General features: G+C 71.7%; 12 protein-coding genes. 7 read left to right on the top strand and 5 right to left on the bottom strand.

The window, feature by feature from the left end:
- Positions 1-213: 213 nt before the first annotated feature.
- Positions 214-852: a TetR/AcrR family transcriptional regulator gene (locus D458_RS0110260; RefSeq protein ID WP_017586652.1), complete on the top strand. Its 639-nt coding sequence runs from the start codon at positions 214-216 to the stop codon at positions 850-852.
- A gap of 271 nt (positions 853-1,123) precedes the next feature.
- On the opposite strand, the gene D458_RS0110255 is transcribed toward D458_RS0110260, so the two are convergent.
- On the bottom strand, positions 1,124-1,969 hold the full coding sequence (locus D458_RS0110255; RefSeq protein WP_152521103.1) for a helix-turn-helix transcriptional regulator: 846 nt from the start codon (positions 1,967-1,969) through the stop codon (positions 1,124-1,126).
- A gap of 144 nt (positions 1,970-2,113) precedes the next feature.
- Here D458_RS0110255 and D458_RS0110250 point away from each other — a divergent pair, with 144 nt between their 5' ends.
- Together D458_RS0110250 and D458_RS0110245 are read left to right on the top strand one after the other, a co-directional pair.
- Complete coding sequence (locus tag D458_RS0110250; RefSeq protein ID WP_017586650.1) at positions 2,114-2,530, top strand: nuclear transport factor 2 family protein; 417 nt, start codon at positions 2,114-2,116, stop codon at positions 2,528-2,530.
- Positions 2,527-3,393 carry a Rossmann-fold NAD(P)-binding domain-containing protein gene (locus D458_RS0110245; protein ID WP_017586649.1) on the top strand — a complete coding sequence of 289 codons (867 nt, stop codon included), beginning with the start codon at positions 2,527-2,529 and terminating at the stop codon, positions 3,391-3,393. Before D458_RS0110250 ends, D458_RS0110245 begins: the two co-directional genes overlap by 4 nt.
- A gap of 74 nt (positions 3,394-3,467) precedes the next feature.
- On the opposite strand, the gene D458_RS0110240 is transcribed toward D458_RS0110245, so the two are convergent.
- From D458_RS0110240 to D458_RS0110230, 3 genes are all read right to left on the bottom strand, one after another.
- On the bottom strand, positions 3,468-4,964 hold the full coding sequence (locus D458_RS0110240; protein WP_017586648.1) for a purine-cytosine permease family protein: 1,497 nt from the start codon (positions 4,962-4,964) through the stop codon (positions 3,468-3,470).
- A 157-nt stretch (positions 4,965-5,121) separates the two neighbouring features.
- The gene (speB, locus tag D458_RS0110235) at positions 5,122-6,081 is read right to left on the bottom strand and encodes an agmatinase (RefSeq protein ID WP_017586647.1); all 960 of its coding nucleotides are present in this window, start codon (positions 6,079-6,081) and stop codon (positions 5,122-5,124) included.
- Positions 6,082-6,128: 47 nt separating this feature from the next.
- Positions 6,129-7,652 carry a sodium:solute symporter gene (locus D458_RS0110230; RefSeq protein ID WP_017586646.1) on the bottom strand — a complete coding sequence of 508 codons (1,524 nt, stop codon included), beginning with the start codon at positions 7,650-7,652 and terminating at the stop codon, positions 6,129-6,131.
- A 305-nt stretch (positions 7,653-7,957) separates the two neighbouring features.
- Between D458_RS0110230 and D458_RS0110225 the strand changes: the two genes are divergently transcribed.
- Together D458_RS0110225 and D458_RS0110220 are read left to right on the top strand one after the other, a co-directional pair.
- Positions 7,958-9,529 carry a helix-turn-helix domain-containing protein gene (locus D458_RS0110225; RefSeq protein WP_017586645.1) on the top strand — a complete coding sequence of 524 codons (1,572 nt, stop codon included), beginning with the start codon at positions 7,958-7,960 and terminating at the stop codon, positions 9,527-9,529.
- Positions 9,530-10,462: 933 nt separating this feature from the next.
- Positions 10,463-11,770 (top strand): GAF domain-containing protein, encoded by a 1,308-nt coding sequence (locus tag D458_RS0110220; RefSeq protein WP_026119170.1) that lies wholly within the window; start codon positions 10,463-10,465, stop codon positions 11,768-11,770.
- A gap of 355 nt (positions 11,771-12,125) precedes the next feature.
- Here D458_RS0110220 and D458_RS0110215 read toward each other — a convergent pair whose 3' ends face one another.
- On the bottom strand, positions 12,126-12,734 hold the full coding sequence (locus D458_RS0110215) for a hypothetical protein (protein WP_017586643.1): 609 nt from the start codon (positions 12,732-12,734) through the stop codon (positions 12,126-12,128).
- 555 nt (positions 12,735-13,289) lie between these two features.
- Here D458_RS0110215 and D458_RS0110210 point away from each other — a divergent pair.
- Positions 13,290-14,522: an aminotransferase class I/II-fold pyridoxal phosphate-dependent enzyme gene (locus tag D458_RS0110210; RefSeq protein WP_017586642.1), complete on the top strand. Its 1,233-nt coding sequence runs from the start codon at positions 13,290-13,292 to the stop codon at positions 14,520-14,522.
- 53 nt (positions 14,523-14,575) lie between these two features.
- Positions 14,576-15,526: a D-alanine--D-alanine ligase family protein gene (locus D458_RS0110205; RefSeq protein WP_017586641.1), complete on the top strand. Its 951-nt coding sequence runs from the start codon at positions 14,576-14,578 to the stop codon at positions 15,524-15,526.
- The last annotated feature ends 116 nt before the right edge of the window (positions 15,527-15,642 follow it).

The raw sequence follows: 15,642 nt of genomic DNA, 5'->3' as shown, positions 1-15,642 counted from the left end.
CGGGTGACAGGGCGTGGGCGGAATCCCCGTACTCCCGTGCGGTCTCCGCCCGCGCAAACCTCTCCGGGTGTGGGAAAGGACACGTACCCTTTCCGAGCCGGAAATGGTGTCCACAGGTCACACCCGCTACCGCGTGGAAACGTCCGGAGCCGACGGGGAAACCCGTGTCCTCGGCCCCTGGCGGAGCCCTCCGGGCCCCATAGGGTCGGTTCCGTGAAGACCAAACAGCGCAGACTCCCGCGTCGTGTCAGGGAACAGCAGCTGATCGACGCCGCCGTCACCGCGTTCTCCCGGGGCGACTACCACACGGTCAGCGTGGAGGAGATCGCGGAGGCCGCCGGGACCTCCAAGCCGACCGTCTACCACTACCTGGGTTCGAAGGAGGGGATTTTCACCGCTTGCGTGCGCCGGGAGATGGAACGGCTCATCGAGGCCGTCCGCGCCGCCGTGCACGACCCCTCGGCGCCCCTCGGTGACGACCCCCTGCGCCGTGGGATGCAGGCCTTCTTCACCTTCGTGGTGGAGAACCGGGAGAGCTGGACCGTCCTCTACCGGCGCGCGGCCGTGCAGGGCGAGCCCTTCGAGGGCGAGACCACCCGCATGCGCGACCGGGTCACCGCGGAGGTCGCCGAACTCATCGAGGCCTGCACCCGCGGCGACTACGGCGCCCTCGAGCCCAAGGACGCCCAGCTGCTGGCCAGAATCGCGGTCAGTACCGCCGACGCCTTCACCGACTGGCTGTTGGAGCACCCGGACGAGACCCCCGACGCCATGGCCGGGCACGTCACCGAGCTCACCTGGTCCCACCTGCGCGCCCAGGAGAAGGACCCGGTCCGAAGCGTGCCGGTGTGACGGCGTGACGGCGGACCGCGGGAAGAGGAACACGCAGAAGTCTTCTACGCGGCTGGACGCCGAGAACCGTCCAGGAGCACCCCTGGCGTGACCACGGGGTCGGCGCTGGGGGAGGGGAGTCACTGCCAGAGGCGTTTTTCGTTCACGCACTCCTTGTCCCGCGGAGCCTGGCTCAGGCCGATGCCTTCCCGGTTCGCGATCGACGCGAGATGGATCAGCGCGTCGGCCAGTTCCGCGCCGAGTGCTTCCTGACCGGGGTCGTGGGCGTGCTCTACCCGTCAGCGTCGAGTCGGGCGAGCCCGGCGGCGCTCGGGCTGCCGGGGTCCGCTGTGTACATCACCAGTTGCAGGTCGGTGCCGGGCAGCAGCAGGATCCGGCGTTCCAGCTCCAGCTCACCCACCCGGGGATGGTGCAGGTGCTTGCGCAGCGTCGGCAGGGGCCGTACGTCGTGGTCGCGCCAGCCGGCCGCGAACTCCGGGCTGTGCGCGGCGAACTCGTTGACCCGCTCACTGAGGACGCGGTCGGCCGGGTGCCGGGCGCCGGCCGCGCGCAACTGGGCCGCGGATCGCCGGATGAACTCGCCCTCCGCGTCCGCTGGTGCCGAGCAAAGGGTGTCGCGCAGGCGAAAGGACAGCCTCACGGCGTTGCGTTCCCCGGCGGGCAGCCGCCCGAAGTCGATGATCAACGCGGCTGCCGTGCCGTTCCAGGCCACGATGTCCTGACGCTCGTCGACCAGGTAGGCGGGTATCGGACCGAGCTGGTCCAACAGCCGGCGGGCGTCGTCGGGCACCGGCTCCCGATCGGCGTTCGTGTCGGGGAGGACCTGGCCGGCCAGCCGCGCCAGGTGTTCGCGCTCGGCGGCGGTGAGCCGCAGTGCCCTGCTCAGCGCCGCCAACACCTCCGGGGACGGGCGCGCCGCGCGGGCCTGTTCCAGCCGCTCATAGTAGTTGACCGACACGCCGGCCAGCTCGGCGACCTCCTCGCGGCGCAGTCCGGGAGTGCGTCGGGCACGGCGGCCCGGCGGGTGGATGGCGGTCGCCGACACGCGGTCCGGGCGTAGCGCATCCCGCCGACGGCGCAGGAAGTCGCCCAGTTCGTCTTTGCTCACCCGACTCATGGTGGCACGGGCCGCCCGGCCTGACCACGGACCGGTGGTCCGGGGATCAGCTGTCAGTTCCCCCACTGCTGATCCGCGTCCAGTGTGGGTCGCACAGCCTGTCGAACATTGGAGAACACCGTGCCCCGCACTCCCGAGGAAACGATGCGCCGACTACTGGATCTGGTCCTGGCCAAGGACAGGAACGTCGCCGACCTGTGGGCGGAGGACGGCACCGCCGAGTTCCCTTTCGCAGTCGGAGCCTCGCCGCGCCGGCTGGTGGGGCGGGAAGAGGTCCGCCGCTACCTGGCCGGGTTCCCGGAGGTGTACGACGTGCGAGGGATTTCCGCGATCACCGTCCACCACACGGAACGGCCGGACACCGTTGTGGTGGAGTACCAGGCGGACGGGCACTCGGTGCGCACCGGAGAGCCCTATCGGATGGACTACATCGTGGTGATCACCGTCCAGGACGGTCTGATCACCCGCTTCAGGGACTACTGGAACCCGCTGGCCAACGCCGCGGCGGCCGGGACGCTGCCCGAACTGCTCGATTCCCTGCGCTCAGGAGCCGACCGATGACGGGCGTACTGGTGACCGGTGGCACCGGAAAGACCGGAAGCGCGCTGGTGGGACTACTGCGGGGCGCCGGTGTGCCGGTCCGGGTGGCCGGCCGCCATCCGTCCGGCGACGATCCGGACGCGGTCCGGTTCGACTGGAACGACCCGACCACCCACCCTGCCGCACTGCGCGGGATGGACCGGGTCTTCCTGGTTCCCCCGGTGAACGCTGTGGACCCGATGCCGTTGGTCGGACCGTTCCTGGCCGAGGCACAGAGCCTCGGCGTGCGCCGGGTCGTGCTCCTCGGCTCCGCCATCGTGCTGCCGAACGCGCCCAGTGCGCTGGAGATGGCCGAGCGGGTGCGGGCAAGGCCGGGTGGGGTCGTGCTGCGCGCGTCCGGGTTCATGCAGAACTTCCTGAGCCCTCATCCGGTGGGCGAGCGGATCCTGGGGCGCGGCGAGATCCGGACCGCCGCCGGTGAGGGCGCGGTGGGCTGGATCGACGCGCGGGACATCGCGGCCTGCGCTTTCGCCCTGTTGGCCGATCCCGGCGTCGAGCCCAACAGCCGGCGCGACTACCTGCTCACCGGGCCACAGGCCCTGAGCTACCGGGACGCGGCGGCGATCATCACCGCCCGCACCGGACGGCCGGTCCGGGTGGTGACGATCGGGACCGACGAGCAAGCGGCCGCCTACCGGGCCGCAGGCATGCCCGCCGAGTTCGCCACCGCCATCGCCGAGGTCGAAGACGGCATCAGGAGCGGTCTGCAGGACCAGGTCAGCACAGCGGTGCTGGACCTGACCGGTCGGCCGCCGCGCACCTTCGCCGCATTCGTCCAGGAGCACGCAACCGAGTGGGCGGTCAAGGAAAGGGGCGAACGCTGACCGGAGGCCCGGTGCAGGGAAGGCCGTCCGGGCGGCGCGTTCCCGCAGGGTGGCGAAGAGCGCTCCGGGCGGGGTCAGCGCACCTGGGCGGCCGGGGCCTCGGGACTGGTGGGATCCGCGGCCTCTTCTCTGGCCGGGACCAGGCGCGGCCCCTCGGGCCCGAACACGGAGCGAGGTTCGGGGGACAGGAACAGCGCCGCCGGATAGGCGACCGCGGCGGTCACCAGCGCCGCGGGAAGGCTCAGGTCGATCCCCGCGGCCAGGTTTCCCAGCGGTCCGACCAGCAGCGGGGTGTTGGCGAACAGCAGGCCCGCCGACGCGGCCAGCAGCCACGCCGCCATCGCCCGCCAGTTGACCCCCGAGCGGAACCAGTACGCGCCGCCCCGACGCCCCTCGTTGAACACCTGCAGGTCCTCGACCAGGTAGAACCCGCGCCGGAAGAGGTAGCCCAGCATGAGGATCACCATCCACGGCGAGGTGAGCAGGACGATGAGGATCGCGAAGGCGTTGATGGTCTCGACGAAGTCGAACAGGAACGTGCCGACGAACACCAGGGCGAGCGCCAGGGAGCCCACCACCACGGTGCCCTGGACCCGGTTCAGGCGCGGCACCAGGGAGGAGAAGTCCAGGCCGGTCCCGTAGAGCGCCGTGGTTCCTGTGGACAGGCCGCCCACCAGCGCCACCAGGAGCAGCGGCAGGGCGTACCAGAGCGGGGACAGCTCCGACAGCCCGGACACGTACTGGTTGGGGTCGGCGACCAGGGTCGCGGTGGCCAGACCGAACCCGAAGGGCAGCAGCGTGCAGACCTGCGCCAGGAACGGGGCGGCCAGCATCCGGCGCGTGGAGGTGGTGGCCGGGATGTAGCGGGACCAGTCGCCGAGGAACCCGCCGAAGGAGACCGGATTGGCCATGATGGTCAGCACCGCGAGCACCCAGGTGGGCCAGAAACCGCCCAGGAGGTAGTCGCCGCTCCCGGCGAAGGACGGGTCGAACGAACCGCCGTAGGCGAACACCCCGAGCAGCATCAGCGCGCTGCCCGCCACCACGGCCACCTTGTTGATCAGCAGCATGAACTGGTATCCGTACACGCACACCACGAACACCGCCACCGCGATGACCCCGTAGGCGGCCGCGCGCAGGGTGTCCCCGCCGTGCAGGCCCAGGCGGGCGGCGGCGCCGACGATCGCGTCACCGCTGACCCACACCGAGATGGAGAAGAAGGTGACGGCGGTCAGCAGGGACAGCAGCGAACCGAGGGAGCGGCCCACCACACCGAAGTGCGCTCCGGAGGAGACCGCGTTGTTGGTGCGCGTACGCGGACCGAACAGCGCCATGGGGGACAGGATGAGCGCCCCGAGGACCACCCCGACCAGGGTGGCGGCCAGCGCCGCCGTGAACCCGAGTCCGTAGGCGATGGGCAGGGTGCCCAGGATGATCGTGGCGAAGGTGTTGGCGCCGCCGAAGGTGAGCCGGAACAGGTCGAAGGGGCGCGAGGTCTGGTCGGGGACCGGGATCGGCGCGACCCCGTGGCTCTCCACCTCCGTCACCGGGGCGGGCTGGGACTGGGGCACGGCTGGACTCCTGAGGGATCAGAACGGGGGACCGGGTAGGGAAAACGGGTGGAGATGAGAAGCGTTCGGGGGCGCGCGTCGCCGTTGACGCGCGCCCCCGAAGGCAGCGAGGTGAGCTCAGCCGTCAGGGCGGGCCGTCGCGGGCCCGCCCGTCCGCCTAGTCGCCCGTCTTCCTCTGGTGGTTCAGGGCCAGCAGGCTGACCAGGTCGTAGGCCACGTGGGAGGCGGCCGTGGAGGTGATCTGGGCGTGGTCGTAGGCCGGGGCGACCTCCACCACGTCGGCGCCGACCAGGTTCAGGTCGGCCAGGCCGCGCAGGATCTCCAGGAGCTCGCGGCTCGTGATGCCGCCGGCCTCCGGGGTGCCGGTGCCGGGCGCGTGCGCCGGGTCCAGGACGTCGATGTCCACGGACACGTACAGCGGCCGGTTGCCGATGCGCTGGCGCAGGGAGTCGGCGATCTCGTCCACACCCTTGCGCAGGACGTCGGCGGCGGTGACGATGCCGAACCCGAAGCGGCGGTCCTCCTCCAGGTCGCGCTTGCCGTACAGCGGACCGCGGGTGCCCACGTGCGCGATCGCCTCGGTGTCGAGGATGCCCTCCTCCACGGCCCGGCGGAACGGGGTGCCGTGCGTGTAGGGCTCACCGAAGTAGGTGTCCCAGGTGTCCAGGTGGGCGTCGAAGTGCAGCAGGGCGATCGGCCCGTGCTTGCGGTACAGCGAACGCAGCAGCGGCAGCGCGATCGTGTGGTCCCCACCGAGGGTGACCAGCCGGGTCCCGGCCTCGACGAACTTCGAGGCGCCCTGGTCCAGGGTCTCCACGGCGTCGCCGATGGAGAACGGGTTCACGGCGATGTCGCCGCCGTCGACCACCTGGAGGCGCTCGAACGGGGCCACGTCCAGGCCCGGGTGGTAGGGGCGCAGCAGACGGCTGGCCTCCCGGATCGCGGAGGGGCCGAAGCGGGCCCCGGGCCGGTAGGACACCCCGGTGTCGAAGGGGACGCCGATGACGGCGACGTCGGCGCGCTCGACCTGGTCGATGCGGGGGAGCCGGGCGAAGGTCGCCGGGCCCGCGAAGCGCGGGACGAGGCTGGAGTCGGTGGGTCCGATCGGGCTGTTCATCTGGTCCGTTCCTGTCGTCGGTGCTGTGGTGCTGTGGTGCTGTTGGTTCAGGCGGTTCGGTCGTTCGGTGCCGGGCCGGTCGCGTCGGAGGCCGCCGCGGTGGCAGCGCCCTCGTCCTGGCCCTCGTCGGGGTCGTCCTGGCCGCGCAGGCGCCGCTGCCAGAGGTCGAGCGCCGCCGGGTCGGTCGGCTCGGTCATCAGGCTGACGGCCACGTAGACCACCAGCGCGGTGCCCAGGCCCACGTAGATGGGTTCGTTGGAGAGCAGTCCGGTCACCGCCATCGTGGCGACGACGGCCACGGAGCCGGACAGCATGGAGGCGAGCGCGCCCGCACGGGTGCCGCGCCGCCACACCAGGCCGCCGAGGATCGCGATGAGCAGACCGCCCACGAGGATGTTGTAGGCCAGGGTGAGCGCCGCGACCACGTTGTCGACGGCCAGGGACACACCGATGCTGGACAGGCCCAGGACCAGGGTGAAGATCCGGTTGGAGGCGACCTCGTCGCGGCCCTCGCCGTGGGCGGCGCCCTCGTCGCGCCCGAGGAGGCGGCGCACCTGGGGCCACAGGTCCGTGGAGGTCACCGTGGAGCAGGCGATGAGGGAGCCGCTGGCGGTGGACATCACGGCGGACAGGGCGGCGGCGATGACCAGGCCGGCCAGCCCCACGGGCAGGGTGGCCTCCACGATGAGGGTGAAGGCGGTGTCGGGGTTGGCCAGGCCGGGGAACATGACGGCCGCGGCGGTACCGATGAGCGCGCCGCACACGCCGTAGACGAGGCAGTACACGCCCGCGCCGATGCCGCCGATCTTGGCGACCCTGTCGTTGCGGCCGGTGAAGACCCGCTGCCAGATGTCCTGTCCGATGAGCAGGCCCAGCGAGTAGATGACGAAGTAGGTCAGGATCGTGCCGCCACCGATGTTGGTGGGACTGAAGTAGGACGGGTCCAGCGACGCGCGCATCCCGGAGAAGCCGCCCACCGACCAGATCGCCACGGGGGTGAGGATGAGGACCAGGCCGACGGTCTTGATGACGAACTGCGCCATGTCGGTCATGGTCACCGACCACATGCCGCCCATCGTGGAGTACAGCACCACGATGGCGCCGCCCAGGATGATCGCGGCCACGCGCGGCAGCTCGAACAGGCCGCTGAAGATGGTGGAGAAGGCCAGGGTCGAGGTCACCGTCAGCATGAAGGTGTAACCCCACATGACCAGGCCGGAGACCACCTGCGAGTTGCCGCCGTAGCGCAGGTCCAGCATCTCCGAGACGGTGTAGACCCGCAGCCGGGAGATGCGCTTGGCGAAGAACAGGTGCAGGGCGAGGATGCCGATACCGATGGCGACGACCAGCCACGCGCCGGAGATCCCGTAGGTGTAGCCCAGACCGATGCCGCCGACGGTGGACGCGCCGCCCAGGACGACCGCCGCCATCGTGCCCGCGTACATGAGGGGGCCGAGACGGCGGCCCGCCACCAGGTAGTCGGACTTGTTCCGGGTACGACGCATGCCCCACCAGCCCAGGGCGACCATGCCCAGGAGGTAGGCGGCGATCACCGCGAGGTCGATGGCCATGATGCTCCTTATGAGGGGAGAAGCAGGAGGAAGGTGCGTGCAAAAGTGTGCTGGCGAACCGCGGCGGCGTTGACGCAGGTCACAGTGCTTCGGTCAGAGTAAGCAGCAGTTAAGCTCGGCTCCAGTGGCCGAACCGCACGAGTTCGCTCGATTCTTTGGATGAACCGTCCATAAAGTGCGGGTGGTGTACTCGTGTACGCAATGTCCGGGACACGTGACAGTGCGCCCGTGTTCAGAGGGACCCGCTTTCGGAGGCGCGCGCCGGTCGCAGCCGCAGCGGTGCATCGGGAGGAGACGGGAGAACCGTGGTCGACAGCACGGGTGGAGCGGACACCCACGACGTGCCCCTGAGCGTGGTCGTGGGCCGCCGCGACCTCGCCCTGACCACCGTGGTGGCGGCGGGTGACCCCGGGATCACCTGGGCCGTGGCCAGCGAGATGGTCGAACCCGCCGCCTACCTGCGCGGCGGTGAACTCCTGCTCACCGCGGGCGTCAACCTGCCGGTCACCGCCGCGGGGGTGCGCGAGTACGTGAGTTCCCTGGTCCTGACCGGGGTCGGGGCGATCGGCTTCGGGGTCGCCCCGGTGTACGAGACCGTCCCGGACCGGCTCGTCGGCCAGTGCCACGCGCAGGGCCTCCCCCTGCTGGAGGTCCCCAGGTCCACCCCCTTCGCCGCGGTCAGCCGCGCGGTCGGTGAGGAACTGGAGGAACGCCACCTGCGGGACGTCCGACGCCTGGGCGAGGCCCACCAGGCCCTGGCCCGAGCGGTCACCGCCACCGCGCCCGTGGAACGGGTCCTGTCGGTGCTGGCCGACTCCCTCGGCGGCTGGGCCGCCCTGGAACCCTCCGATCCCTCGGCGTCCGGGTACCGCACCTCGGGCGCCCCCCGCTCCGTCGCCCCCGAACTCCGCCCCCTGCTCGCCAAACTCACCGCCCCCGCGGGGCCTCGCGGCGCCAAGGCCCCCAGCGGCGCCGACGAGGTCTTCCTGCACACGGTCGGGACCCCGCCCGGTGAGTGGGGTGTGGTCCTGGTGGGGCGCCCGGAACCGCTGGGCATCACGGACCGCGCGGTTCTGCGCACCGCCACCGCCCTGCTCGAACTGCTCTCCCGCACGGTGGGCGACGCTCCGCCCCTCCCGGGCCGGCTCCTGACCCAGCTCCTCCTGGACGGCGCGCTGGGCGCGGAGACGGAGCCCCTGCTCACCGAACTCACCGACACCCGTGGCAGGGCGGGGGCCTCCGGCACCTACCGGGTCCTGCGGGCCACGGCCCTGACCCCGGGCCGCCACGCCGCGCCGGGCGACCTCCCCCTGGGCACCCATCTGGTCGACCGGACCGCGTCGGCCGGGGAAGGGACCGGCCGGGGCGACACGGTGCGCGCGGTGCTCACCGACCGGGGCGAGCAGGCCCACCGCGAACACCTGGACCTGCTCCGTGCGCACGGATGGGTCGCCGCGCTCAGCCCGCCCGTGCCACCGCGGGAGCTGCCCGAGGCCGACCGCAGGGCGGCGTCCCTGCTGGTCCGCGCCCGCGCCACCCGGGAGCCGTTGCTCTGGGGCGAGGGCACCGACCCGTTCGAGGCCCTCCTGGACCCCGCCGACGCCAGGGACCTCAGCCGTGAACTCCTGGGCCCGTTGGCCGGGGACACCGGGACGGCCCGCACCCTCCGGACGACCCTGCGCACCTGGATCGCACGCCACGGCAACTGGGATCGCGCCGCCGCGGACCTCGGGGTCCACCGCAACAGCGTCCGGTACCGGATCGGCCGGATCGAACGGGACCTGGGCGTGGACCTGGCCGACGCGGAACAGCGCATGCGCCTGTGGTTCGCACTCACCCGCCGTTCCGAGGAGGGTCCCGGCGCCCCGACTGCCTAGGGCGCCTTCCTCCCCGACCCTCCCGTGCGTTCTGCTGTGCGCCCTCCCGCGCGGCGGGAACGCGGCGATGGCACGGGAAGCGGTCATGCGGCCCTCGCTCCACCTGCGGGAACGGGCGATACCAGAGTCGTTCGACCTTGTGTCGCGGGTGGCCGCTACCGGCCATATTCGCGCCTCGTTCCACAGCCTGACAGAAGGTGGAAGCAGTGCCCCGCCAGGGGTTCCCGCCACGCTGACCAGCAGGCTCCCGCCCCCGTTCCGCGCCCGTCGGCAGGGTCTTTCACGGAGTTCCGCCGTTGTGGCGGGATGGAGGGCAGATCCGAGCCAGGATGTTTCCTGGACGATAATTCCCACAGGAAACGGAAGGGCGTGCCCGAAAAGCCTTCCGAAACGAGTGCATCTCCCGGTTCCGTTGGCCCAGCCCGACCCGAACCAGGAAACTTGGGAACCCCGCCACGAACACGAGGATCCGGAGGCCGTGTGAAGGGATCCAGGGCCTGAAGGTCCGGGCTTTTCAGCCCACATGGCTGAGGGCCGCCTTCACCGGCACCGGCCATCACCGTTTGAGGAGGTGACCTCGATGGCTACGTTCCGCGTAGGACCGAAGACTCACCCCGGCGTGCCTCCCCGTCCCGCCCGCTGCCCGCCGCAACCCTCGACGGACGCCTCCGGAGCGGCGCTTTCGGCGGCTCCGGAACCGGAGCCGGCAGCCACACCCCGGAGCGGACCCGGAAGGGGACTCCGGCACCGCGCCGTCCAGGAGCCCGAAGCCGGCGGGGCCGGGCCCGGGGCCGCCTCCGGATCCAAGCGCACCGGCGCCTCCCTCCCCGCCCGCCAGGCGGGTCGGCGCCGGGCTCGCTACGCCTACACCTGGAAGGAGGAGGGCGTTTCCTCCCGGATCCGCAGTACCGGGTCCCCGCGCCCCACACACCGATGACGTTTCCTCCCTTGGACACGGCCCTGCCCTCCGGGACGGACGCACGTGAACACGCGGTCCTTCTCCGCCGTGTTCACGACGCGCTGGTCACCGGACGCCCGACGCCCGCGCCGCTGCGCCCGGTGATCGAGGACTCCTGGGAGCGGATGCGCCGTTTCGGGATCAACCCGGACAGCGCGCCGCCGCCCAGGATGGCCCGGCTGGAGGAACTCCAGCGCTTCCGGGACGCCTCGCCGATCGCGGAGGTCCTCCCCCTGATCCGTCGCTCCCTGGTGTCGGTGGCCGACGACGCCGAACACATCATGCTGGTCACGGACGCCGCCGGGCAGGTGCTCTGGCGGGAGGGCTCCCACCGGATGCGTGCGGTCGGCGACCGGGTCGGCCTGATCGAGGGCTCCTACTGGAACGAGGGCAGCACCGGCACCAACGCCATCGGGACCGCGCTCGTGGTGGGGCGGCCGGTCCAGGTCTACTCCGCCGAGCACTACGTGCGGAGCCTGCACACCCTCACCTGTGCCTGCGCGCCCGTCCACGACCCGCGCGACGGCCGTCTGCTCGGCGCCATCGACGTCACCGGTCCGGTCTCCACCATCCACCCCGCCACGCTGGCTCTGGTCAGCGCGGTCGCCCAGCTGGCCGAGGCGCACCTGCAGGGCATCCACCACACCCACCTGGAGCGGCTGCGCTCGGTGGCCGCGCCGCTGCTGGCCGGGCTGACCCGGCCGGCCCTGGTGGTGGACGACACCGGCTGGACCGCGGCCGCCGTCCACATGGAACCGGTCCGGCGGGTGCTGCTGCCCAAGCACTGCGAGGGCGGGACCGCCTGGCTCCCGGCGCTGGGGGAGTGCGCTCTGGAACCGCTGCCCGGCGGCTGGCTGATCCGCCCCCGCCCCGAGGAGCAGGCCGCGCCCTCCACCGTCACCCTGGACCTGACCCGGCCCGGGGCCCCTTCCCTGTCGGTGGCCGGGGACAGCGGGGAGTGGGTCCAGCACCCGTCCCCGCGCCACGCCGAACTGCTCCTGCTGCTGGCCGTGCACCGCGGCGGGCGCACCGGACTGCAGCTGTCCCAGGACGTGTTCGGCTCCGACAAGCACGTGGTGACCGTGCGGGCCGAGCTCTCCCGGGTGCGGCGCAACCTGGGCGGGGTGATCGAGAGCCGCCCCTACCGGTTCTCCGACGACGTGCGCGTTCGGGTCCTCACCCCCGAGTCGCCGCTGGACCTGCTGCCCGGCTCGGTGGCACCCGGAGTGCGCGCGTTGCGGGACCGCACTCGCGCGGCGGATCTGTTCGACTGCCCCGGGTGATCGCGTTGGGCGATGGCGTCGCAACCTGTTGCAACCATTGCCGCCTTCGCCGGGATGGGGTCAACTGGGTCTTGCGCGGCCCGCCTACCGGTGGGCGGCCTCCGGGCAAGAGAGGGCACGGCGGCTGCTCACCGGTGCGGGGCGCGTCCGCGTCCTTCGCGCCTTGAGGGGGGTGACGGGGGCTGAGAGCGGACGCGCCGGCGGACTGGTGCCCCGTGAGGATCGGGGGAATCTCCGGGGACATCGCGCATATGACGGTACGGCCCGACGACATCGACGTTCTCGGGCCGTACCGTTGCCCGCTCCGCAGGCCCGGCCGGTGCCGCCTGGCCCGGTTCGCGCCGGGCCGTCCGGCTCACTCCGCGTCGTTCGCGGTCCCGTCGGCCTCCGGGGCCGTCGCCCCGTCCGAGGCGGCAGCGTCCTCGTGCGACTCCGAGCCGGCCGGGGAGCACTGGAAGCAGTCCATGGTGAAGACCTCGTCTCCGGCGACGAGGCCGGTGAAGTCGCCGCGCAGACTGTCGTCGCCGTCCTCGCGTCCGGCCAGGGCCTCGCGCAGCAGACGGCCCTCGAAGCGGATCTCCTCGCCGTCGCGGCTCCGCCCCGTGCAGAGCACCTCCAGCTGACCGCCGCGTGCCTCTCGTGCGTCCTCGGTCGGCTCCTGCGCGACCGCGTCCTCCCCGGCCTCGGTTCCGCCCGCGGTGACGGTGTCCCCGTCGCCCTCGGCCGGTTCCGGAGGCGCGGTGGTGCAGCTGAGCGATCCGTCCACGGGGTGGCCCTTGCGGGCGAAGGCGCGTTCGGCGCCGGGACGCAGGACCGTCACCGACAGCGCGTCGGCGGCCTGCTCCAGTTCCAGCAGTGCGGCGTCGACCTCCTGCTCGGGTGCCTCGTCCGCGGTGCACGAGGCGAGCGTCGCGCACAGCAGCAGCGCCAGCGACGCGGTGACGGTGGTCGAGCGGACTCCCATGACTTCCCCCCGGGTTGGTGGCGCCGCCGTGTCGGGCGAGCGCGGGTCCACCGCACCAATGTCTTCGATGTGCCCTAAGTGGCCAATGTCCGACTCGGGGGGAAAGGGTGAAAAGTGCGCCATGTTCTGGTCATCCACGTGTGAGTCGGAACACCCACATGGGTACCGTGCCGGATGACAGACCGGATCGACCAGCGGCCGACGAATGCTCGGGCGGGCCGGAAAAGCCCTGCTCGACCGCGTCGACACCGCCACTGGGCTAGACTCGGGGCATTTCCCGAACCGTGTTCGAACACGGTTCACACAAACCGAACGCCGCACCGGGGACTCTCATGGCCCAGCCGACCCAGGGGATCCCGGTGAACCAGAGGGCCGGTCGAGGCGTCGAACCAGGGATCAACGATGATCCCCTGGATCGTCCCGTACCGACGGCCCCACAGACCGTCCTTCCTTCGGAGGTGGATCGTGTCCGCTGACCACCGAGAGCAGCAGCCCAGCCAACAGGGCTCGCGTATCGACCCGCACGTCGGCCGTTACGCACTCCGAGCACAGGGCATGGTCGCCTCCGAGGTCAGGGCACTCTTCGCGGTCGCCTCCCGGCCGGAGATCGTCTCCCTGGCCGGCGGTATGCCCAACGTCGCCGCCCTGCCCCTCGAACAGCTCGGCGACCTGGTCAAGGACGTCGTCTCCGAAGAGGGCGCGACCGCACTGCAGTACGGATCGGCTCAGGGCGACCCGATCCTGCGTGAGCAGATCTGCGACTACATGACGCTCGAGGGCGTTCACGCCAGCCCCGACGACGTCATCGTCACCGTCGGTTCGCAGCAGGCGCTGGACCTGATCACCCGGGTGTTCGTCGACCCCGGCGACGTGGTCCTCACCGAGGCGCCCACCTACGTCACCGCGATCAACACCTTCGCCGCCTTCCAGGCCGACATCCGCCACGTGGGCCTGGACGACCAGGGCGTCATCCCCGAGGAGCTGGAGGAGGCGCTCGTCCGCGCCGAGCTGGACGGTCGGCCGGTCAAGTTCTTCTACACGATCCCCAACTTCCAGAACCCCGCGGGCATCACCATGAGCGCCGAGCGCCGCGCCCGGGTCATGGAGGCCTGCGAGCGCCACGACGTGCTCGTGATCGAGGACAACCCCTACGGCCTGCTCCGCTACGACGGCGAACCCGAGCCCACCCTGTACTCCCAGGGCAACGGCAACGTCGTCTACCTCGGTTCGCTCTCCAAGACCCTCTCCCCGGGTCTGCGCATCGGCTGGGCCCTGGCCCCCGCCGCCGTGCGCGCCAAGCTGGTCCTGGCCGCGGAGTCGGCGATGCTCAGCCACTCCACGTTCAACCAGCTCGTGGTCCGCCGCTACCTGAAGACCTTCCCCTGGAAGGAACAGATCAAGGCGTTCAACTCCATGTACAGCGAGCGCCGCGACGCGATGCTCGGCTCCTTGGAGGCGATGATGCCCGCCGGGTGCACGTGGACCAGGCCCGAGGGCGGGTTCTTCGTGTGGGCCACCCTGCCCGAGGGCATCGACGCCAAGTCCATGCTCCCGCGCGCCCTCGGTGAACGTGTGGCCTACGTGCCCGGCACCGGCTTCTACGCCGACGACCGCGGCCGTGACAGCATGCGCCTGAGCTTCTGCTACCCCACCCCCGAACAGATCCGCGAGGGCGTACGCCGTCTCGTGACCGCGATCGAGGGTGAGATCGACCTGCGCGACACGTTCGGTCCCGCGATCGCCCCGCCCACCGAAGGCAGCCAGGCACCCACCCCTGACCTGCCCTGACATCCCCGCGTAAGGGCACAGCAATGACAGCAGCACAGAAGGAGGTTCGCGCCGTGGCCGACCTTGAACGGGTTCTCGTCCTCGCCGGAGGCCTGTCCCCCGAACACGAGGTGAGCGTCCATTCCGGCCGCAGCGTCGCCGAGGCCCTGCGTCGGCTCGATGTCGAGGTGCAGGTCGCGGACGTCGGCTCCGGTCTGTTGGACCGGCTCGCCGCCGACCCGCCCCAGGTGGTCTTCCCCGTCCTCCACGGCGCCGCCGGCGAGGACGGCGCGATCCGCGAGGTCCTGGAACTGGTGGGGGCGCCCTACGTGGGCGCCCGCCCCGACGCCTGCCGCCTGGCCTACACCAAGCCGGCCGCCAAAGCGCTGCTCGCCGAGAAGGGCGTGCGCGTGCCGCGCGGCGCGACCCTGCCCAAGTCGGCCTTCCACGACCTGGGCGCCCCGGCGCTGCTGGGCCGTCTCGCCGACCGCATCGGTCTGCCGCTGTTCGTCAAGCCCGACCGCGGCGGTTCGGCCTTCGGAGCCACCCCGGTGACCTCGGTCAGCGACCTGTCGGCGGCCCTGATGTCCTGCTTCGCCTACAGCGACTCCGCGCTCGTGGAGGAGCAGGTCCAGGGCACCGAGCTGGCCATCGGCGTCCTCGACACCGGTGAGGGACCCGTGGCCCTGCCGCCGGTGGAGATCGTCCCGGACGGCGGGGTCTACGACTACGCCGCCCGCTACACGGCCGGCCGCACCGAGTTCTTCTGCCCGGCCCGCCTGGACGAGTCCGTGGTCGCCGCCGCCACCGAGGTCGCCCTGACCGCGCACCGCACCCTGGGGCTGCGCGACTTCTCCCGGACCGACCTCATCGTCGACGCCGACGGCGAGGCCATCTTCCTGGAGACCAACGTCGCCCCCGGCCTGACCGAGACCTCCACGTTCCCGATGGCGGCCGCCGCCGCGGGTCTGGACTTCGCGGTGGTGTGCCGCGACCTCGCCCACCAGGCCTACCTGCGCGGCTGATCTCCGGCCGGGGACAGCGCAGACCAGCAGTACCGGGGCCGCCACCGCAGTGGCGGCCCCGGACTGTACGAAGGGACGCGTGACGAGTAGGGTCCCATACAAACCGACTGTTCGGT

This window comes from Nocardiopsis ganjiahuensis DSM 45031 (assembly GCF_000341085.1).
Lineage (GTDB): Bacteria > Actinomycetota > Actinomycetes > Streptosporangiales > Streptosporangiaceae > Nocardiopsis > Nocardiopsis ganjiahuensis.
This window is presented reverse-complemented; position numbering and strand designations above follow the sequence as displayed.